Raw genomic sequence first — 22,001 nt, 5'->3', positions numbered from 1 at the left:
TCAGGCAGGCATGGATCAGGCCGCCGCGTCGGTTGTGGGTGCCAGCGCACGTTACGACGACGAGACGCCGCTGTTGCAGGTGCGCAACCTGACCCACCTGTACGCGCCCGGCAAGGGTTTTTGCGAGGTGTCGTTTGACCTGTACCCCGGCGAAGTGCTGGGCATTGTCGGCGAATCCGGTTCCGGTAAAACCACCCTGCTGAAGGCGATTTCCGCCCGGCTGACGCCGCAGGCCGGGCAGATTGACTACCAGGGCCGCTCGCTGTACGCCATGAGCGAAAGCGACCGACGCCGCCTGCTGCGCACCGAGTGGGGCGTGGTGCACCAGCATCCGCTGGATGGCCTGCGCCCTCGCGTGTCAGCGGGCGGCAACATCGGCGAACGGCTGATGGCGGTCGGTGCCCGTCACTATGGCGATATTCGTCGTCAGGCCGGGCAGTGGTTGCAGGATGTGGAGATCCCGCTGTCCCGGCTTGACGACCTGCCCACCACCTTTTCCGGCGGGATGCAGCAGCGGTTGCAGGTAGCCCGCAATCTGGTCACCCATCCGAAGCTGGTGTTCATGGACGAACCGACCGGCGGGCTGGATGTGTCGGTGCAGGCACGATTGCTGGACTTGCTGCGCACGCTGGTGCGCGACCTCGGTCTGGCGGTGGTGATCGTGACCCATGACCTCGGTGTGGCGCGTCTGCTGGCGCACCGGCTGTTGGTGATGCGCGAGGGCAGGGTAGTGGAAAGCGGCCTGACCGACCGGGTGCTGGATGATCCTCATCATCCTTATACCCAGTTGCTGGTGTCGTCGGTGTTGGGATAAGCGTGAATGGCGATGAGGTGAAACATGACAACCGAAGGCACGTCCATGACGGTTCTGCGCGTGGAAAATCTGAGTAAAACCTTTGTACTGCACAACCAGCACGCCGCCCGGCTGCCGGTGTTGCATCAGGCCAGCCTGACGGTGGCCGCTGGCGAGTGCGTGGTGCTGCATGGCCATTCCGGCAGCGGCAAGTCCACGCTGTTGCGATCGCTGTACGCTAACTACCAGCCGGACAGCGGCCAGGTGTGGGTGCGTCATCGCGAAGCGTGGGTCGATCTGGTGACCGCACCGGCCCGACAGGTGCTGGCGGTACGGCGCGATACCATCGGCTGGGTCAGCCAGTTTCTGCGGGTGATCCCGCGTATTCCGACGCTAGAGGTGGTGATGCAACCGCTGCTGGAGCGCGGCGAAGACCGGGCGGTATGCGAAGCGCGCGCTGAAGCGTTGCTGACCCGGCTCAACGTCCCGCGTCGGCTCTGGACGCTGGCACCCGCCACCTTCTCCGGCGGCGAGCAGCAGCGGGTCAACATCGCCCGCGGGTTTATCGCCGATTATTCGTTGCTGCTGCTGGACGAACCGACCGCTTCGCTGGACACCGCCAACCGTGATGCCGTAGTCGCACTGATTGAGCAAGCGCGGGCACGCGGCGCAGCGGTAGTCGGTATTTTCCATGATGAAGCGGTGCGAAACCGGGTTGCGGATCGCCTGCATGTGATGAGCCCAGTCAGCCAGGAGTTGACTCATGATCATTAATAATGTCCGCCTGGTGCTGGAAAATGAGGTGGTAACCGGTTCGCTGGAGTGCCATCAGGGAATCATCCGCACGATTGCCCAAACACCCAGTCAGTTGCCGCAGGCGCTGGACGGCGAAGGCGGCTGGCTGCTGCCGGGGCTGGTGGAACTGCATACCGACAATCTGGACAAGTTCTTCATGCCACGCCCGAAGGTTGACTGGCCAGCGCATTCAGCGATGAGCAGCCACGATGCGCTGATCGTCGCCAGCGGCATCACCACGGTGCTGGATGCGGTAGCGATAGGCGATGTGCGCGACGGCGGCCACCGGCTCGATAATCTGCGTCGCATGATTGACGCCATTGTCCACAGCCAGCAACAGGGGGTGAACCGGGCGCAGCATCTGATTCACCTGCGTTGCGAATTACCGCACCACACCACCTTGCCGCTGTTTGAAGCGTTGATGACCACGCCGGAAGTGGCGCTGGTGTCGCTGATGGACCACTCGCCAGGGCAGCGGCAGTTCGCCACGCCGGAAAAATACCGCGAGTATTATCAGGGGAAATACCGCTTGAACGATGCCGAGATGGATGCGTTTGAAACCGAACAGCGAACGCTGTCTGAACGGTGGTCGACGCCGAACCGGCTGGCGATTGCCGCGCATTGCCGCGAGCGCGGTATTGCGCTGGCCAGCCACGACGATGCCACCGCCGCCCATGTGCATGAATCGCTGGCGCTGGGGAGCGTGATCGCCGAGTTCCCCACTACCGAGATAGCGGCGCAGGCGTCGCACGTCAGCGGCATGAAGGTGCTGATGGGCGCGCCCAACATCGTGCGCGGTGGTTCCCACTCCGGCAACGTGGCGGCGTCCCGGCTGGCGGAGCAAGGGCTGCTGGATATTCTGTCATCCGACTATTACCCCGCCAGCTTACTGGATGCGGCGTTTCGGCTGGCAGACGATGAGCATAATCCGTTTACCTTGCCGCAGACGGTGGCGATGGTCAGTGCCAATCCGGCGCAGTCGGTGGGCCTGAACGACCGGGGACGCATCGGCGAAGGGCTGCGCGCCGATCTGGTGCTGGCGCACCATTCGCACGGTCAGGTACGGATTCGTCAGGTGTGGGCGCAGGGACGACAGGTGTTCTGATGGCGCGGTTAATCTGGCTGACCGGTGCGTCCGGCTCCGGCAAAGATTCCCTGCTGGATGCCCTGCGGCAGACCAATCCGACACGTTTGCTGGTGGCGCATCGCTACATTACCCGCCCGGCACAGGCTGGTGGCGAAAACCATATTGCGCTCAGCGATGCGGAGTTCGCGCATCGCCGCGAGTGCGGTTTGTTCGCATTGCACTGGCAGGCCCACCACTATCAGTACGGCATCGGCATTGAAATCGACCTGTGGCTATCCGCCGGGTTGGATGTGGTGGTCAACGGCTCGCGTTTTCATCATCAACAGGCACAAACGCGCTACGGCGAGCGCTTGTTGCCGGTGTGCCTGCACGTGTCTCCGGCGGTGCTGGCGCAGCGTTTGCGTCAGCGCGGGCGGGAAGATGAAGCGGCGATCGCGCAGCGGTTGCAGCGGGCCAGCGAGATGCCGGTTCCGGCGGCGTGCCGACGACTGAATAACGATGGCGCACTAGCCCAAACGCTACAGGCGTTCCACACCCTGTTAGCGGCTGAAGAGAAGAATAGATTGCTACCCCTTTAGCTTGAGATAGTGATTTTTCCCGGCGTCAAAAACTGTGCTGAGGTGGGCGACTTCGCCGGGTGAGCAGCATGGATGCTGCGAAAGCCCGTGCCGCGTCTGACAAAAACGCCGGGAGCGTTTTTGAACAGCGTTTACGCTGGCCCGTAGGGCGAGCCCCAGGTATGGGGCGAGTAAACGCGTCACAGGCGGCCCGAATAGCGAAGTCGAGTGCCGAAGGTAGCGCGTAGCGCCACAGTTTAGCCACCAGCCAGAGGTCAAGGAGAGGCGGCGATGAGCCTCTCCTTGTCGTGCGTGCGATGACGTTACAAAGAGATCATTGAGGTCATCACGCACGAAACATTTCACGGCGTTGACATCTATTCGCCAATAACAAAACAACACGGCTGTTTGTTAACAGCCTCAAAAGTGGAGCTAATGTTATGGAACTGATGTTTATGGGAACCGGCGACGCCCAGCAGGTGCCGTTGACCGGTTGTGACTGTATCGCCTGTGAGCGGGCGCGGTTGGACCCGCGTTTTCGGCGTGGACCGAGCAGTATGCTGGTGCGGTGCGATGGTGAAAGCACCTTGCTGGATGCCGGTGTCACACAACTGGAACAGCGCTTTGGCGCCAACGAGATTCGGCGCATCCTGCTGACGCATTACCATGTCGACCATGTGCAGGGGCTGTTTTCGCTGCGCTGGGGCATCGGCGATCTCATCCCGGTATTCGGACCGCCGGACGAACAAGGGTGTGACGACCTGTACAAGCATCCGCGTCGGCTTGATTTCCAGCCAGCGATGATGCCGTTTCAGACGGTGGCGATGGGCGCGCTGCGGGTGACCGCGCTGCCGCTTAATCATTCCAAACCCACCTTCGGTTACCTGCTGGAACATGAGGGGCAGACGGTGGCTTACCTGACCGACACCTGTGGCCTGCCGGATGACACGCGGGATTTTCTCGTCGGCAAACGGCTCGATCACATGGTGATGGACTGCACCCAGCCGCCGCGCGACACACCGCCGCTCAACCACAGCGACCTCAACACCGTGCTGCGGGTGCGCGAACAGCTGCGGCCGACGCAGACCTGGCTGACTCACGTTAGCCACGAAACTGACGCCTGGTTGATGCTAAACGACCTGCCGGACGGGGTGCGCGCGGCGGCGGATGGCATGTGGATTGCCTAGGGAACTTTATTGGCGAGATTGGCGAGGCGGCCTCTGAGGGTGTGAATGTTCATTTTCTAATCACAAGGTTGTCATGAAGCTTTCATCTGCGCTGCGCTTAATAACGTCCATATTGTTGACTAAACGATGACGAATTCATGGCACAGGCACTGTTGGCATCTGAAAGCGCGACCTCATTGCACGCACATCATTTCCAGACTCAACCGCAGCAGACCGTGCTGTCGGTGCGTCAGCTGTGTAAGGCTTATTCCGGGCAGCAGAACCGGGTGTTGGAAAACATCAGTTTTGACCTGCACGCCGGTGAAATGGTGGCGGTGATTGGCCGTTCCGGTGCGGGCAAGTCTACCTTGCTGCACGTGATGAACGGCACTATTCCGGCCAGCGAAGGGCAAATCCTGCGCTACCCTGATCCGCATAACGGCCAACAGGGAGACACGCAAGATATTCTGCGTTTCAGCAGCCGTCAGATGCGCCAGTGGCGCAGCGAATGCGGCATGATTTTTCAGGATTTCTGCCTGGTGCCGCGGCTGGATGTGTTAACCAACGTCCTGCTGGGCCGCCTGAGCCGCACCTCTACCCTGAAGTCGTTCTTCAAACTGTTTTCCGATGAGGATCGTGCGCACGCCATCGGGCTGCTGCAATGGATGAGTCTGTTGCCGCACGCCTTGCAGCGGGCGGAGAACCTGTCCGGCGGCCAGATGCAACGCGTTGCTATCTGCCGTGCATTGATGCAGAACCCCAAAATCCTGCTGGCCGACGAGCCGGTGGCGTCGCTCGACCCGAAAAACACCCGCCGTATCATGGATGTGCTGCGACAGGTGAGCGACAACGGCATCACCGTGGTGGTGAACCTGCATTCGGTCGAACTGGTGAAAGAATACTGTAGCCGGGCTATTGGCATCGCTCAGGGACGCATCTTGTTTGACGGCCCGCCGTCAGAACTGACCGACAGCCTGCTGCGTACCCTGTACGGCGACGATTTGCAGTCGGTGCACTAATCCATTGATTCCCTTTAATCTGCACGACCCGCGCGGTGGTTTAACGCGGGTACAGAATTTTCGACGTCACCTTGGCATAACGACAACATAGGCAAAATAGGCAAAACCGATGAAAAAAACTTTCACGTTGACCACCTTGCTGGCCGGTGCGGTAGTGTCCGCCAGCGTATTCGCCGCACAAACACCGAAAACGCTGAATCTGGGCATCCTGGGCGGTCAGAACGCGACCCAGCAGATCGGCGATAACCAGTGCGTTAAGCAGTTTCTGGATAAAGAGCTGAATGTCGACACCCAACTGCGTAATTCATCCGACTATGCCGGGGTCATTCAGGGGCTGTTGGGTAAGAAGATTGATCTGGTGTTGAGCATGTCACCGTCGTCGTATGCATCGGTCTACATCAAAGATCCTAACGCGGTGGATGTTGTCGGTATCGCGGTGGACGACGTTGACCAGTCGCGCGGTTACCACTCGGTGGTGATCGTCAAGGCCGACAGCCCGTACCAGAAGCTGGAAGACCTGAAAGGCAAGGCATTCGGTTTTGCCGACCCGGATTCCACCTCCGGCTACCTGATTCCTAATCAGGCGTTTAAAGAAAAATTTGGCGGCTCGCCGGACAACAAATACAACAACTTTTTTTCCAGCGTGACGTTCTCTGGTGGTCATGAGCAGGACATCCTCGGCGTATTGAACGGCCAGTTTGACGGCGCGGTGACCTGGGCGTCGATGATTGGTGACTACAACACCGGCTACACCAGCGGCGCGTTCGGCCGTCTGATTCGCATGGACCACCCGGATCTGATGAAACAGATTCGTATCATCTGGCAATCGCCGCTGATCCCGAACGGCCCGATTCTGGTGAGCAATGCGCTGCCAGCCGACTTCAAAGCCAAACTGATTACCGCGGTAAACAAGCTGGATAAAGAAGATCATGGCTGTTTCATCAAGGCGATGGGTGGCAAGCAGCACATCGGCCCGGCCAGCGTGGATGACTACAAAACCATTATCGCCATGAAGCGTGAACTGACTAAAGGCAACCGCTAAGGATGGAACGCGGGGTCGTCAGACCCGGCGTTTTCCCGACAGACGGTGTGCAACGGCGCAACATTGACGGACTGCAACACAGGCAGGATGCCTTTTTTCACCCTGTTGCGGTTGTAAACCCATCATCGTTTTCCCACCATTCAGACCAAACCCATGCTGAACCCTGATTTTGAACGCTATTACCAGCGAATACGCGCGCAGCAGAAGCGTGAGTCGTTTGTCTGGTCGCTGATATTGGTGTTGTTGTATATCGGCGCGGGCAAACTGTCCGAATTCAATCTGCATACGTTGTGGACGTCGTTTCCTCATTTCTTTGACTATCTGTCCGAAACGCTGCCGGTGTTGCATTGGCGGCTGCTGTTCGCCAACGGTCATACCGAAGGCTCACTGGCTTACTGGGGCTACCGTATTCCTATCCAACTGCCGTTGATTTGGGAGACGCTCAATCTGGCGCTGGCGGCGACGCTGTTGTCGGTGGCGGTGTCGGTGGTGCTGGGGTTTCTGGCGGCCAACAATACCCAAAGCCCGCCGGGTGTCCGTTTTACTTTGCGCGCATTGCTGGCGTTTCTGCGTACTATGCCGGAGCTGGCGTGGGCGGTGATGTTCGTGATGGCGTTTGGTATCGGCGTTATTCCGGGGTTTCTGGCGCTGGCACTGCATACCGTCGGTTGCCTGACCAAACTGTTTTATGAAGCTATTGAAAGCGCCTCAGAACGGCCGGTGCGCGGGCTGGCTGCCTGCGGTGCCAGCGTGTTTCAGCGGATGCGGTTTGGGTTGTGGCCGCAAGTTAAGCCGATTGTACTGTCCTACAGCTTTATGCGGCTGGAAATTAACTTTCGCCAGTCGACCATTCTCGGGCTGGTGGGGGCAGGAGGCATCGGGCAGGAGTTGATGACCAACATCAAACTCGACCGCTACGATCAGGTCAGCCTGACGATGCTGCTGATTATCGTGGTGGTGTCGATTCTGGATGCGCTGTCCGGGCGGTTGCGGCGGCAAGTGGTGGAGGGCGGCAAATGAACATGACCCCGTTGACGCCGGCGGACATCGCCGCGATGAAACAGCAACACCCGGCGTTGTTCCGCCAGCAACGTCGCTATTTATGGCGTGTTGGGCTGATGGCTGCGGTAGTGCTGTTGTATTACGTCGCGTTTTTGGTGTTTTTCGGTATCAGTGCCGAGCAGTGGCTGCGCGGTGTTAGCGAACTAGAGCGCTATTTTCTGCGGATGTTCGTGTGGCATGACTTTCTCAACTGGCCGTTCGGCTACTATCTGTCACAGGTATTCATCACCATTGCCATCGTGTTTGCCGGTACGCTGACCGCCACAATAGTGGCGCTACCGTTGTCGTTTCTGGCGGCACGCAACGTGATGCACGAGCCCATGCTACGGCCGGTGGCATTGCTGGTACGCCGTCTGCTGGATATCTTACGCGGCATCGACATGGCGATCTGGGGGCTGATTTTCGTGCGGGCGGTGGGAATGGGGCCATTGTCCGGTGCGCTGGCGATCCTGATGCAGGATGCCGGGCTGCTCGGCAAACTCTACGCAGAAGGGCACGAAGCGGTGGAACGCTCGCCCAGTCGCGGACTTGGCGCGGTGGGAGCCAATAGCCTGCAAAAACACCGCTTCGGTATCTTCACCCAGTCGTTTCCTGCGTTTCTGGCGTTGAGCCTGTATCAAATGGAGTCCAATGTGCGCTCGGCGGCGGTGCTGGGGTTTGTCGGTGCCGGTGGCGTCGGGTTGGTGTACGCCGAAAACATGCGGTTGTGGAACTGGGATGTGGTGATGTTCATCACCCTGATTCTGGTGGTCGTCGTGATGCTGATGGATGTCTTGTCCGCGTATTTACGCCGCCGCTACATCATCGGCAAACCGTTACCACTGTTTGACGCGGAGCCGTCGTCGCACTAACGTCACGCCCAACGTACACTTGCCAGAAGCCGGTTTTCCTGTGAGGGGAAACCGGCTTTTTTATCACCAGAACGCATCAGGTGCCGATGATAAATAATCATGAGTTCGTCATTTCCTCTGCTTGATCGTAACGAATGGCGGCAGAATTCTGCATGATGGTGACTCGTAGTAATACGGAAATTTTGTTTAGTTCTTTTTTGTGATTCATGTCACATAAATGATTTTTCATTTCATCCGCCATTTTCCCACTTTTGGGCGTCATCCCGCGCTGAAAGTCCTCTCGCCGCCTGCATTTAGTTAACATTCCGCCAGAGATTGTAAGGATTTGGTTATGAAAACCGTCATTTAAATAACACTTGAGCGTCATTATTGTTAATGATAATTGTTGTCATTATCAATATCACAGGGGGTGAAGACGATGTCAGAGACACAGTTTGCGGTTAAGGATCATGTGCAGAGAACCAATGCAGATTATCTGGAGCGACAGGGATGGTTTGAGTCCAATGTTCGAAGTTATCCGCGCAAACTGCCGTTGGTCATTCAACAAGCACAAGGCGTATGGGTGACCGATGTGGATGGCAATCAATATCTGGATTGCCTGGCCGGTGCCGGTACGCTGGCGCTGGGCCATAACCACCCTGAAGTGGTGGCTAGCATCCAGGCATTTCTGGCGTCGGGCCTGCCGATGCACACGCTGGACCTCACCACGCCGTTGAAAGACGCCTTCTGCGAAACCTTGCTGGCACAACTGCCCGGCGGTGAAAACCAGTACTGCCTGCAGTTCTGCGGCCCTTCGGGAGCCGATGCGGTTGAGGCCGCCTTAAAACTGGCGAAAACCTATACCGGCCGCGGCGGCATCATCAGCTTTTCCGGTGGTTACCACGGCATGACGCACGGTGCGCTGGCCGTTACCGGCAACACCGGCCCTAAAGATGCGGTGCAGAATCTGATGCCCGGTGTCCAATTCCTGCCTTACCCGCACGAATACCGCTGCCCGTTGGGGATTGGCGGCGAGGCGGGCGTGCAGGCGCTGAGTCATTATTTCACGGCGTTTATCGAGGATGTCGAGCGTGGCATGTCATTGCCAGCGGCTGTCATCGTCGAAGCAGTACAAGGCGAGGGCGGTGTGAATCCGGCACCGGCCAGCTGGTTGCAAACGCTGCGCGAGGTGACTCGTCGCCACGGCATTCTGCTGATTGTGGATGAAGTGCAGGCCGGATTTGCCCGTACCGGCACGTTGTTCGCCTTCGAACAGGCTGGCATCGAGCCGGATATTATCGTGATGTCGAAAGCGGTGGGCGGTGGCTTACCGATGGCGGTACTGGGTATTCGCCGCGAGTTCGATGTCTGGAAACCGGGTACGCATACTGGCACCTTCCGTGGTAACCAGATGGCGATGGCTTCTGGCAAAACCACCATTGAGATTTTGCTGCGCGATAAGCTGGCGGCACAGGCGGCTACCCGTGGTGACTGGCTGCAACAACAGTTCACCCAATTGCAGGCGCGCTTCCCCTGTCTGGGACAGGTACGCGGCCGCGGCCTGATGCTAGGGATTGAAATTGTGGATGAGCGCCAGCCTGTGCAGACCGGTGGCTGTTATCCGCTGGATGCCGAGCTGGCGGTCGCGATTCAACAGCACTGTTTCCGTCAGGGCTTACTGCTGGAGCGAGGCGGACGACAAGGCAATGTGGTCAGGCTGCTGCCACCACTGATTATTACCGAGGATCAATGCCGTGAGGTGGTAGCGCGTTTTGAGCGTGCGTTGATCGAAGCCGTGGCGCAGGTTCGCCACCCGTGATGCCAGAGGTAAGTATAGGGTCCGTAATAATAATGACGTCGGAATAATAAAAAGAACAGTGAGTCGGCATTATTACGGATATAGCCTGAGGCTAAACAATAATATTAATAACGTATGCTGGCAGAGCCGCCAGCATTTATTTACTGGGAAGATAATAATGAGGTTGAATGAATGAAGGTTCGGGCATTATATGCGTTGACGCCATTATTTTTATTTGCACAGGCTAACGCAGCAGACAGCACAAGCAAAAATGACAACGAAATGGTGGTGACGGCATCCCGAACGGATACCGAGAAAAAAGATTCGCCTCAGGTCGTGACGATTATTACTAAAGAACAGATCGAACAGCAGCGACAAATCACCAGTGATTCTTCTCAGATATTAAGCAATCTATTGCCATCAATGGCACCCAGTCGCCAAAAAATGAGTGGCAGTGGCGAGACATTTCGCGGTCGTGCCCCGCTGATTCTGGTCGATGGCATTCCGCAGTCCAACCCGCTGCGCCCCACCGGGCGTGAAATGCATACCATCGATTTCTCGATGGTGGATCGCATCGAGGTAATTCACGGTGCCAGCGCCAGCAACGGTATCGGCGCGACCGGCGGGGTGATCAATATTATTACCCGTCGCCCGGAGCCCGGCTCGTTCAATCAGCACTTTAGTGTGGAAACCACCTCGCCGACCAAAGTCAGTTCGGACACCATGAGTTACAAAACCACCTACGGGTTCAGTGGTCGTGAAGAGTATCTGGATTACCTGTTTTCAGTCAGTTACGAAGATCAGGGCTTATTCATGGATGGGAAAGATCGCCCTATCGGGGTGGATAACACCCAGGGCGACCTGATGGATTCGCGTGCCTACGATATAATGGCAAAAGTCGGCTACTGGCTGGATAACGACCAGCGGATACAGTTCAGCCTGAATCGCTATCAGATCAAAGGCAAGATGAACTATTTAGGCGTCGCCGGTGACCGTAATAACGGCATCCCGACCACCTCGGTATCCGGGCGTCCGGTCGGCGATGCGCCAATGAACAGCGTCTGGACCACCAGCGCCACCTACGATAACTACAATCTGGCGGGCATGAAGCTGAACTCGCTGGTGTATTACCAGAATTACGAGTCGTTGTTCGGTGCCGATAATTCGGACTCTTTCCAGGATATCCGTATTGCGCCGCTCAATCAGCTGTACGACCAGTCGCGGGTGACCTCCAGCCGTTACGGCAGCAAAGTGGCGTTGACCAAGGACGATATCTGGGACGATTACCTGAAAGCGACGGTCGGGTTCGATACCCTGTTCGATACCGGCAAACAGGATTTCTGGCTGACCAAACGCCTGTACGCGCCGCAGATGAAATATACCGATCTGTCGCCGTTTATGCAGTTTGATATCCAGCCGATCGATTCGCTGAAAATCACCACCGGGGTGCGCTACGAATACGCGCGTCTGGATATCGACAGCTTCCGCACGGTAGCAGCCAGCACCGTACAAAAATCTAATAACAGCGTAGATGTGCAGGGTGGGCGCCTGAGCTTCAACAAGACGTTGTACAACGTGGGCGCGGTGTGGACCACGCCTTATCAGCCGCTGAGCTTGTTCGCCAACTACTCGCAGGGCTTCGGTCTTCCCGACGTGGGCCGCAAGTTGCGCAGCATTAAAACCGCCGGTCAGTCGGTCAACATGTTGCAGTTGGAGCCGATTGTTACCGACAACGTTGAAACCGGCTTTCGCATCCAGAAAGACCCGGTGGAATTTGAGCTGAGCTACTACCGTTCGACATCCAAATTGGGTGAGCGCGTGGTGGATGTAAGCGGCACCTTCCAGAGTGAACGTCAGAAAACCCGTATCGATGGCATCGAGACGTCGCTGGGGTACAAGGTGAATGACGATCATCGCCTGAAACTCGGTTATTCCCACATTCAGGGCTGGTATGACAGCGATGGCAACGGCAGCCTGGACGGCAAACTGGACGGGCTGAATATCCCGCCGGATCGCCTGACCGCCAGCTGGTCCGCCAACTGGACGCCGCAATGGTCATCCTTTATTCAGGCTAATTACGCCTTTGACCGCATTATGGATAAACGTCAGCAGGACTTTAACGGTTATATGCTGGTGGATGCCGCCGTCGGTTATAAATTACCAAAAGGTAAAATTAATCTGGCGGTTTCCAATCTGTTCGACAAGGAGTACATCACGTATTACTCGCAAAGTGCGATTGTGAACTCCCTGCGTTATTTCTCCGGTCGGGGAAGAACCGTGACATTAGGGTATAGCGTTGACTTCTGATAATAACCCCGCCGTAAGGCGGGGCATTATTCAGTGATTTATTCAGGATATTTAACCTTCGCCACGAAATAAGAGTCGACTCCTACATGGCAAGCAAAATAGTGCTATTGGGATAGGTTCTACACCACCGGCCGATTGTTATTCTTACGGAGCAGAGATGAACAACCGAAATCATGATGTTTTGTCCACCATGATAAGCGAAAAAGCAGCCTTACATGGGTTACTGAATTGTCTTATCAAAGAGTTCGCGATACCGGAAGGGTATTTGCGATATGAATGGCCAGACGAAATGAAAGGGATCCCGCCGGGGGCTTATTTTGATGGTGGAGACTGGAAAGGCATCCCGATGATGATCGGCTTGCCCGACCAACTGCAACTGTTTGTCATGGTCGACCGCCGTGACACCTTCGGCAGCCAGCATTATCTGTCCGATGTTTACCTGCGTCAGGCGCAAGGTGAATGGCAGTGCCCCGATTTTGAACGTCTGGTCGCTCGCCTGCTGACCGCGTGCGAGCACATTGCCGGGCGGAAAAACCCGGAGCTGTATGAACAGATTCTGCAAAGCCAGCGGCTGGTGAGCGCGATTGTTAGCCATAACGGCCGACAACGTGCGGACGCACCACTGCAACATTACTTACAGAGTGAGCAGGGGTTATGGTTCGGCCACCCCAGCCACCCCGCGCCCAAAGCGCGGCTGTGGCCCGCACACCTGGGGCAAGAGCAGTGGGCACCTGAGTTCCAGGCTCGTGCGGCGTTGCACCAGTTCGAAGTACCGGTGGACGGATTGCACATCGGTGCCAACGGCCTGACGCCGCAACAGGTGCTGCACGGGTTTGCTGACCAGCAGTCAGCCACGGTAGGTCACGCCATTATCTGTATGCACCCGGTGCAGGCGCAGCTGTTTATGCAGGATGAACGCGTACAGCAGCTGTTGCGCGATAACGTGATCCGCGATTTGGGCCAGAGTGGCCGCGTCGCCAGCCCGACCGCCTCTATTCGCACCTGGTTCATCGACGATCACGATTACTTCATCAAAGGTTCGCTGAATGTGCGCATTACCAACTGTGTGCGCAAAAACGCCTGGTATGAACTGGAAAGTACGGTGCTGATCGACCGGTTGTTCCGCCAGTTGCTGGAGCAGCATAGCGACACCTTGGGTGGGTTGGTCGCTGCGGCCGAACCCGGCGTGGTGAGCTGGAGCCCGATTACGGCCAGCGAGTCGGACCAGTACTGGTTCCGCGAGCAGACCGGCGGCATTCTGCGTGAGAATTTCTGCCGCCGAACTGGCGCGGATTGCAGCATCATGGCCGGTACGCTGTTTGCACGCGGCGTAGACTTACAACCCATGATTCAAACCTTCCTGCGCACGCACTATGGTGAGGCGCTGGATGACAACATGTTGTTGTACTGGTTTGATGACTACCAGACACGGCTGCTACGCCCGGTGCTGTCGCTGTTCTTTAATCACGGTGTGGTGATGGAACCGCATCTGCAAAACAGTGTGCTGGTACATCAACACGGACGTCCACAGCAGGTGCTGCTGCGCGACTTCGAAGGCGTGAAGCTGACCGATGATCTTGGTGCCCGCTATATCGGCGACGACATCCATCCCCGCGTGCGTCAGTCGCTACTGTACTCGCGTGAGCAGGGCTGGAACCGCATCATGTACTGCCTGTTCATCAACCATCTGTCCGAAACCATTCTGGCCTTGAGTCAGGGACGAGCCCATCTGGCACCGCTGATGTGGCAACGGGTGCGGCAACAACTGCGCGCCATTCAGGACGAACTGAAACAGCCGTCGCCGGAGCTGGACGCGTTGATCGCCGGTCATCCGGTGGCGTGCAAAACCAACCTCAAGGTCAGGCTGGCGGCTGAAGCCGACCGTCAGGCCAGCTATGTCCACTTACCGTCACCCTGGGGCAAGGCGGCGCAGCACGGCAGCGAACTACCTCATAGAGAAGTACCACATAGCGAAGTAGCGCAGGGTGAGGTGCAGCATGGCTAAGTTGCCTTCACATGTTCACGATGTGATTGTTCGCCTGCAACAGCAACATACCGACCCGCTGGCGGCGTTTGTGTACGACCTGACGGCGCTGCGCCAGCACGTCAGCGACGTGATGGCGGCGCTGCCGCCGGGCGTGGAACTCTATTACGCCATCAAAGCCAACAGCGAAAAACCGATTCTGGATGCGATCGCGCCGTTGGTGCACGGCTTTGAAATCTCGTCGGGCGGGGAAATCGCCCGCGTAGCCGGTTGCGATACGCGTAAACCCTTCGTGTTCTCCGGGCCGGGCAAACTGGACTCGGACTTCGACCTGGCGCTGCAACAAGGCGTGGAAGCGGTGCATGTGGAAAGCCGCCACGAGATTGCCCGCCTGCAACAACGGGCGAAACAGCATGGCGTGGTTCAGCCGGTGTTCATCCGTATCAATCCGGAGCTGGCGTCATCGCTGACCAGTAAACTGGCGATGGCTGGCACGCCGACACCGTTCGGCATGGATGAAGCGGACCTGCCAGATGCGGTACGCGAGGTGGATAACGCCAGCCACCTGCAACTGAAAGGGTTCCATGTTCACGCGATGTCGCACCAGATGGTGGTGGAGCGGCATCAGCAACTGCTGGATCTCTACCTGACGCGCTGGCCGCAGTGGAAAGCGCTGTCTGCCTATCCGCAGCATATTACCCACCTGAACGTGGGCGGCGGTATCGGCGTGCCGTACCTGACGCCAGCACGTTTTGACTGGCCTGCACTGTGCGATTACCTGCGCACGCGGCTGGCGCAACAGCCGGATGTACCAGTGGTGCGCTTCGAGCCGGGACGTTTTATCAGCGCCTACTGTGGCTATTACGCCATCGAAGTGCTGGATAAAAAGCGCAGCCACGGCAAACATTTCCTGGTCTGTCGCGGTGGTACTCACCAGTTCCGTCTGCCGGTGGCGCAAGGGCACGACCATCCGGTGGTCCATCTGCCGTTGGCCGCGGTGTCGACGGCCGGGGAGACGTGCGACTGGACGGTGGTCGGTCAGTTGTGCACACCGAAGGATGTGCTGAGCCGCGACCAGCGCCTGACTGACGTCAACATCGGTGATCTGCTGGTGTTGCCGCTGGCAGGTGCCTATGGCTACAACATTTCCCATGCCGATTTCTTGTGTCATCCGCGCCCGGAGCAGTATTTCATCACGGACGACGGCATGACGGTAGATGCCGCCGGAGCGGTGTGCCGTGTCTAATCGCGTCGTTCCCCGTTGGCTGGTGGTGGTTAATGTGCTGCTCGGCACCACGACCGTCAGCCTGAGTAACAGCACGCTTAATCCGGCGTTGCCGACGTTTATCGAGGTGTTTCAGATAGGGCCGTTGCTTGCTACCTGGATCGTGGCGGCGTTCATGGTCAGCATGGGTATGACCATGCCATTGACCGGCTATCTTGGCCACCGGCTGGGCAACAAACCGCTCTACCTGCTCGGTGTGGCGCTGTTTATCACCGGCTCACTGCTGGGGATGATGGCGGATTCCATCTCGCTGGTGATCGCCGCCCGCACGGTGCAGGGCGTTGCCAGCGGGTTGATGATCCCGCTGTCGCTGACGCTGATTTTTTCGGTGTACCCGAAGCAGGAGCGGGGCGGTATTACCGGCATCTGGGGCGCTATCGTCATGTTGGCTCCGGCGCTGGGGCCGCTGTGCGGCGGCATTCTGCTGGAGTGGTTCAGCTGGCGGGCGCTGTTCGCCATGAATATTCCCATTGGGGTGCTGGCGCTGCTGATGGGGCTGGTGGTGTTGCCGAAAACTGCGCCGGGTGAGCGCAAACCGTTCGATATGACCGGTTATCTGCTGGTGTCTGCCGGTATCGGGCTACTGATGATCGGGGCCGGGCGGTTGCATCATGCTGCGGCGCTGGCGAATCCGCTCAACCTGCTGATGCTGCTGGCCGCTGCGGCTTGTCTGACAGCGTTTGTTCGCGTCGAACTGCGCAAGCGTGAACCGCTGCTTAACCTGCGTATTTTTCAACTGCACGGCTATCGACTCAGCGTGGTGATCGCCGTGGTGCAGTCGGTCGGGATGTTCGAGTGCCTGGTGCTGTTGCCGATGCTGGTACAAATGGTGATGGGCTACAGCGCTATCTGGACCGGGCTGGCGTTGCTGTGCACCGCGCTGTTCGCCAGCTTATTTGGCAAGGTCGGCGGCAGCCTGCTGGACCGCCACGGTCCGTCGCGGGTGGTAGGTGCAGGGGTATTGCTGACCGCGCTGGCGACCATCGGGTTAGGTATGGCGGGCGCGCAGACGTCGATTGGCGTGGTGTTCGGCTGGATGATACTGCGTGGTGTCGGGCTGGGGCTGTCTTACATGCCGGTCACCACCGCCGGGCTGAATGTGTTGCCGGAAACGCTGGTTACACAGGGGGCCGCCATGAACAACATTTCACGCCGATTAGTGTCGTCGCTGGCGATTGTGGTGGCGTCGTTGTACCTCGAATTCCGGTTGTCGGGCAGCGGGCTGGCACACGAAGCCGTGCGCGCTGCGGCTATCAATGAAACCTTTATTGCTACCGGCATTTTAATCTTGCTGGCGTTGCCGTGCGCCCTGCGTTTCCCCACGGCAACCGATGAGGCGGCCGCCTCCGACGAGTCCAGCGCGTCAGACGCGCTGACCGGCGTCAGAGGGCCGCGCTGATGTTTAGGTTGCGCCCTGTGATGACAGGTGAACCGCGCTGGCGCTCACCGCACAACAGGGCACCGCTTACTGTTTCTTCAGGCCGGGTGCCGTCATGCGTCGAGCCGACAGCACCCGTTCAGTCTGACTCAACTGACACACTGACAAGGTAATAGCATGGAGACATTATCCCCCGCCGTATTTCAGGACATCGCCTGCGACTGGCTGCCGCAAATGGATGCGCAGCGTTATCAGCTGGTGGAACAGCGTGTGGTCGGACAGCTGCTACAGACGCTGCTGTACGAGGATGTGCTGCCTTATCACCGCACGCCGCTTGGCGACGGTAATAGCCAGTTTGTGATAACCGGGCATGATGCACAGCGGGTGCCGGTGGAGTACCGGTGCCGCGGGCTGTTTAGCGACAGCTTCTGTCTGATCCGCCTCGACTACGCCAGCGTGCGCCGCATCGGCCCTGACGGCGATGCGCAGTCGCCCAACTTGCACCAGATGCTGGAGGAACTGCTGGGCGAGCAGGAGAACAACCCCTTCCTGACGCGTTTTGTACAGGAACTGGAGCAGACCCAACTGAAGGATTTGCAGTCGCGGGCGCAGCATTACCAGCCGGGTAAACCGGCGCACCAGCTCAGCTTCGACGAGCTGGAACGCCACTTTATGGATGCCCACAGCTACCACCCCTGTTACAAGTCGCGTATCGGCTTCAGCTTGCAGGATAACGCCCAATGGGGGCCAGAGTTCGGCCAGCCGTTCGCCATTGTCTGGCTGGCGTTGGCGAAGCATCGGGCGTCCGCCAACCATTCGACCAAGCTGGATCTGGATGATTTCCTGCAAACCGAATTCGGCGCGGCGCGCTGGCAGGCATTTGGCGAACAGCTGGCGCGTCAGGGGCGTAAGCCGGAAGACTACCAACTGATACCGGTACACCCGTGGCAGTGGAAAAACGTGATTGCGCCGGTGTTTTATCCGGAGCTTTCCAGCGGCGAGCTGATTTACCTCGGCGCGTCCGATGACCGCTGGCAGGCGCAGCAGTCGATCCGCACGCTGGCGAACGTGACCGAGAAAACGCGGCCTTACGTCAAGCTGGCAATGAGCATGACCAACACCTCCAGCACCCGTATTCTGGCGCGGCACACGGTGATGAACGGACCGATTATTACCGACTGGCTACAGCAGTTGATCGACACCGACCAGACCGCCCGCAACCTGAAATTCGTGATTCTCGGCGAAGTCGCCGGGGTGAGTTTCGACACCCAACCGTTGTCCGCTACGCGTATGGCACAGGCCTACGGCGTGATGGGGGCGATCTGGCGCGAAAGCATCCATCAGTATTTGCAGCCGGACGAGCAGGCGGTGCCGTTCAACGGCTTGAGTCACGTCGAACACCGTTACGACGGCGGCGAGCAGGCGCCGTTTATCGATGCCTGGATTCGTCAGTACGGGCTGGAAGCCTGGACCCGCCAACTGTTGCAGGTCACGGTGTCGCCGATCATCCACATGCTGTACGCCGAAGGCATCGGGATGGAATCGCACGGCCAGAATATCGTGCTGATCGTGCGCGATGGCTGGCCGCAGCGCATTGCACTCAAAGACTTCCATGACGGTGTGCGTTATTCGCCAGACCATCTGGCGCGCCCCGCCATGCGCCCGGACCTGGTGCCGCTGCCTGCCAGTCACGCCAAAATCAACCGCAACTCGTTCATCCTCACCGATGACATCGACGCGGTGCGCGATTTTACCTGTGACTCGTTCTTCTTCATTTGTCTGGCTGAAATGGCGATTTTCCTGCGCCAGCATTACCAGTTACCGGAAGCCCAGTTCTGGGAAATGACGGCAGACGTGGTGCTGCGTTATCAGGCCGAGCACCCGCAACACCGCTCGCGCTACACCTTGTTCGATGTGTTTGCACCGACCTACGAGGTAGAGGAACTGACCAAACGCCGATTGATGGGCGATGGCGAGCGCCGCTTCAAATCGGTGCCGAACCCGCTGCATCCGTTCAGGCCGTCGTCATGCTAAGAACCAACCAACTCAAGCGCAAGCTGGCGGCAGGTACGCCGGTCTACGGGTTGATTGCCTCGATTCCCTCGCCGGTATCGGTGGAGTTAATCGCCGAAGCCGGGTTCGATTTCGTGATTATCGACAGCGAACACGTGCTGATTAACCCGGAAACGGTGGAGAACATGATCCGGGTGGCGGAGAGCTACGCGCTGACGCCGCTGGTGCGGGTGGCGGATGATAACCCCAAAACCATGCTGCGCCTGCTGGATGGCGGCGCGCAGGGCATCGTGTTGCCGAGGGTGGAGCAGGCCGAGCAGGTACGCGCAGCGGTGCGTGCCTGCAAATACCATCCGCAGGGCGAGCGCAGCCTGAACAGCGGCCGTCCCGGCGCATTCGGCAAGCACAGCCTGGCGGAATATGTCGCGCTGGCGAACCGGGAAATCATGCTGGTGGCGATGATTGAAAGCGCAGAAGGCGTGCGTCAGGCCGAGGCGATCGCAGCGGTGGCGGGGGTGGACATGATTCTTGAAGGCGCGGCGGATCTCTCCCAGTCGCTGGGAATGCCGTGGCAGACCGCGGCGACGCCGGTGCAGGCGGCGCTGGACGAGGTGCGGCGGGCTGCCGACGCGCAGGGCGTCACGTACTGCGCCATTCCCCGCCAGCACGACGATCATGCACGCTGGCGCGAGCAGGGCGTGCGCGCATTTGTCTTGGGCGACGAACGCGGTATCGCGTTTCGCGCTTTACAGGCCAGATTGGCCGCAACGATTTCAGCAGAAGGAAAGTGATCCGATGGAAAGTAATGCGATGGAAAGTAGTGTGATTAAGACCTCGTCTCACTACAAGGACGCCAGCCACAGCGTGATGCAGGATCTGGTGGATTGCCTGTTGGCCGAAGAATTTTTTGGTGCTCAGCCGCTGGCGTTGTACACCACCGATGAGTGGCAGCAGCAATACGGGAAAGCGACACCGCTAGGTGCGCTGGATAGCGCAGCCCGCCTGTGGCGCTGGTGCAGCGATGAACGCGAACAGCGTCATCTGGTGGTGGCGCTGCGCCCCGGTATTACCCAGCGGTGGGAAAAAGTACCGGGCACCACGGTTTACGCCTGGCAGCAGGGCGGCGATGACTGGCGCGAACTGGAGCCGGAGAGCTTCATGCATCTGGTGTTCGCCGGTCAGCGTGGCGAAGAAGAGCAGGCCAGCGAAGATAATAATGCCAAAGGGCAGGCGTTGTTTCTGGATGTGCTTAACACCAGCGTCGAGCAGACCGCGCTGTCACGCGAGCACCGCATCGATACCGATAACCTGCTTGCCCGCGGCAACGCCGATTTCTTCCATGTGATGGAGCAGTGGGCGTCGTTGCGCGATCGTCCGTTCCATCCGACCGCCAAGGCTAAACAAGGGCTGAATGCGCAGGAATATCGCCGGTACGTAGCCGAGTTCGCTGAGCCAGTGGCGTTGAACTGGGTGGCGATAGCGAAAAATCGCCTGCAATGCGGCGACGGTATCAGCAACACGGTTGAGCAGTACCCGGCGCGCTATCTGCTGCCGCAGGCGGAGCAGGCGGCGTTGCAGCAGGAACTGGTGACGCGTGGCCTCGCCGAGAGCCATATCGCGCTGCCGGTACACCCCTGGCAATTCGACCACATTCTGGAAACCCAACTGGGCGATGCCTTTCGCAACGGCGACTGCCACCGGCTGGATTTCAGCGCCGCTCGCTATCTGCCGACGTCATCACTGCGTTCAATGACGCCGTGTTTCGCCAGCGCTGATTACCTCAAGCTACCGATGGCGGTTTACTCGCTGGGGGCGTCGCGCTACCTGCCAGCGGTAAAAATGATCAACGGCGGCTTAAGCGAAGCGCTGCTGCGGCAGGCGCGTGACAAAGACGCCGTGTTGCAGGAGCGGTTGTATCTGTGCGATGAAGGTAAGTGGTGGGCGTTCATGCCGCCGCAGGCCACGCTGTTTGACGAAGCACCGCGCCACCTGTCGGCGATGGTCCGCCATTATCCGTCAGTGCTGTTCGATGATCCGGATTATCGCTTGTTACCGATGGCCGCATTGGGTACGCCGCTGCCGGGCAGCAATCGTCACTTCTTCGACGACTGGTTGGCATATCGCGGTTTACCGACGAACACCGATTCGGTCTTGACATTGTTTGCTGAGCTTTGTCATTGTTTCTTCGACATTAATTTCCGCATGTTCCGGTTGGGAATGCTGGGCGAGATCCACGGCCAGAATGCGGTGCTGGTATGGAAAGCCGGTCAGGCCCACGGTGTGTTGCTGCGCGATCACGACTCGCTGCGCATCCATGTACCCACGCTGGAACAGAACGGGATGCAGGACCCGGTGTACCGCATCAAGCAAGGCCATGCCAACACGCTGTACCACGATCGACTGGACGACCTGCTATTCTGGCTGCAAACCTTGGGTATTCAGGTCAACATGCGGGCGATTATCGAAACGTTGTCGCTGACTTATGATATCGACGCTGCGACGCTGTGGGGCGTAATGCGCCGTGAAATCAACGACGTCATTGACCGTGCCGGTTTCGCCGCCGATACCCAGACGATGCTGAAAACCCGTCTGTTCGAGGTGCCGAACTGGCCGCAGAAACTGCTGATCACCCCGATGATCGCCCGCGCCGGTGGACCGGGGAGTATGCCGTTCGGCAAAGGGGAAGTGATTAACCCATTCCAGGCGATTATTGGAAAATAGACAGTCATTAGCTTTTTAGTGACGAGCTTGCAGGATATACGCTGATTTTTGGGGCGTCAAAAACTGTGCTGAGGTGGGCGACTTCGCCGGGTGAGCCGCATGGACGCGGCGAAAGCCCGTGCCGCGCAGGGAGCGCGTCACGGGCGGCCCGAACAGCGAAGGCG

General features: G+C 58.5%; 17 protein-coding genes. All 17 read left to right on the top strand.

Annotated features, from left to right (window positions below; translation table 11 throughout):
* The first annotated feature begins 10 nt into the window (after window positions 1–10).
* A complete protein-coding gene (gene phnK, locus OB87_RS06735) occupies window positions 11–814 on the top strand; it encodes a phosphonate C-P lyase system protein PhnK (RefSeq protein WP_050515662.1) in 804 nt (267 codons plus the stop codon).
* A 24-nt stretch (window positions 815–838) separates the two neighbouring features.
* Entirely contained in the window at window positions 839–1,567 is a 729-nt protein-coding gene (gene phnL / locus OB87_RS06730; protein ID WP_033568675.1) for a phosphonate C-P lyase system protein PhnL, read from the top strand.
* Window positions 1,557–2,693 (top strand): alpha-D-ribose 1-methylphosphonate 5-triphosphate diphosphatase, encoded by a 1,137-nt coding sequence (phnM, locus tag OB87_RS06725; protein WP_033568674.1) that lies wholly within the window; start codon window positions 1,557–1,559, stop codon window positions 2,691–2,693. Before phnL ends, phnM begins: the two co-directional genes overlap by 11 nt.
* A complete protein-coding gene (gene phnN, locus OB87_RS06720) occupies window positions 2,693–3,253 on the top strand; it encodes a ribose 1,5-bisphosphokinase (RefSeq protein WP_033568673.1) in 561 nt (186 codons plus the stop codon). Before phnM ends, phnN begins: the two co-directional genes overlap by 1 nt.
* 419 nt (window positions 3,254–3,672) lie before the next feature.
* Entirely contained in the window at window positions 3,673–4,419 is a 747-nt protein-coding gene (phnP, locus tag OB87_RS06715) for a phosphonate metabolism protein PhnP (RefSeq protein WP_033568672.1), read from the top strand.
* Between the two features lie 137 nt (window positions 4,420–4,556).
* Window positions 4,557–5,417: a phosphonate ABC transporter ATP-binding protein gene (gene phnC, locus OB87_RS06710; protein WP_033568671.1), complete on the top strand. Its 861-nt coding sequence runs from the start codon at window positions 4,557–4,559 to the stop codon at window positions 5,415–5,417.
* A gap of 109 nt (window positions 5,418–5,526) precedes the next feature.
* Window positions 5,527–6,459, top strand: coding sequence for a phosphonate ABC transporter substrate-binding protein (gene phnD / locus OB87_RS06705; RefSeq protein WP_033568670.1), 933 nt, complete (start codon window positions 5,527–5,529; stop codon window positions 6,457–6,459).
* 153 nt (window positions 6,460–6,612) lie between these two features.
* On the top strand, window positions 6,613–7,479 hold the full coding sequence (gene phnE, locus OB87_RS06700; protein WP_200884278.1) for a phosphonate ABC transporter, permease protein PhnE: 867 nt from the start codon (window positions 6,613–6,615) through the stop codon (window positions 7,477–7,479).
* Between the two features lie 2 nt (window positions 7,480–7,481).
* The gene (phnE, locus tag OB87_RS06695) at window positions 7,482–8,372 is read left to right on the top strand and encodes a phosphonate ABC transporter, permease protein PhnE (protein ID WP_033568714.1); all 891 of its coding nucleotides are present in this window, start codon (window positions 7,482–7,484) and stop codon (window positions 8,370–8,372) included.
* A 418-nt stretch (window positions 8,373–8,790) separates the two neighbouring features.
* The gene (locus tag OB87_RS06690; RefSeq protein WP_050515656.1) at window positions 8,791–10,170 is read left to right on the top strand and encodes a diaminobutyrate--2-oxoglutarate transaminase; all 1,380 of its coding nucleotides are present in this window, start codon (window positions 8,791–8,793) and stop codon (window positions 10,168–10,170) included.
* Between the two features lie 171 nt (window positions 10,171–10,341).
* On the top strand, window positions 10,342–12,456 hold the full coding sequence (locus OB87_RS06685; protein WP_033568669.1) for a TonB-dependent receptor: 2,115 nt from the start codon (window positions 10,342–10,344) through the stop codon (window positions 12,454–12,456).
* A gap of 157 nt (window positions 12,457–12,613) precedes the next feature.
* Entirely contained in the window at window positions 12,614–14,461 is a 1,848-nt protein-coding gene (locus OB87_RS06680) for an IucA/IucC family protein (RefSeq protein ID WP_033568668.1), read from the top strand.
* Window positions 14,454–15,686 carry a type III PLP-dependent enzyme gene (locus tag OB87_RS06675; RefSeq protein ID WP_033568667.1) on the top strand — a complete coding sequence of 411 codons (1,233 nt, stop codon included), beginning with the start codon at window positions 14,454–14,456 and terminating at the stop codon, window positions 15,684–15,686. Before OB87_RS06680 ends, OB87_RS06675 begins: the two co-directional genes overlap by 8 nt.
* Window positions 15,679–17,124, top strand: a complete 1,446-nt coding sequence (locus tag OB87_RS06670; RefSeq protein ID WP_033568712.1) for a DHA2 family efflux MFS transporter permease subunit — start codon at window positions 15,679–15,681, stop codon at window positions 17,122–17,124. The genes OB87_RS06675 and OB87_RS06670 overlap by 8 nt, the downstream gene beginning before the upstream one ends.
* A 156-nt stretch (window positions 17,125–17,280) precedes the next feature.
* Window positions 17,281–19,137, top strand: coding sequence for an IucA/IucC family protein (locus OB87_RS06665; RefSeq protein WP_033568666.1), 1,857 nt, complete (start codon window positions 17,281–17,283; stop codon window positions 19,135–19,137).
* Complete coding sequence (locus OB87_RS06660) at window positions 19,131–19,907, top strand: HpcH/HpaI aldolase family protein (protein ID WP_033568665.1); 777 nt, start codon at window positions 19,131–19,133, stop codon at window positions 19,905–19,907. Before OB87_RS06665 ends, OB87_RS06660 begins: the two co-directional genes overlap by 7 nt.
* A 4-nt stretch (window positions 19,908–19,911) precedes the next feature.
* Window positions 19,912–21,837, top strand: coding sequence for an IucA/IucC family protein (locus tag OB87_RS06655; protein WP_235425247.1), 1,926 nt, complete (start codon window positions 19,912–19,914; stop codon window positions 21,835–21,837).
* Window positions 21,838–22,001 lie beyond the last annotated feature (164 nt).

It is taken from the genome of Dickeya undicola (assembly GCF_000784735.1).
In the GTDB taxonomy this organism is placed as follows: domain Bacteria; phylum Pseudomonadota; class Gammaproteobacteria; order Enterobacterales; family Enterobacteriaceae; genus Dickeya; species Dickeya undicola.
The sequence above is the reverse complement of the archived record's forward strand: the minus strand, read 5'-3'. Positions and strand labels throughout refer to the sequence as shown.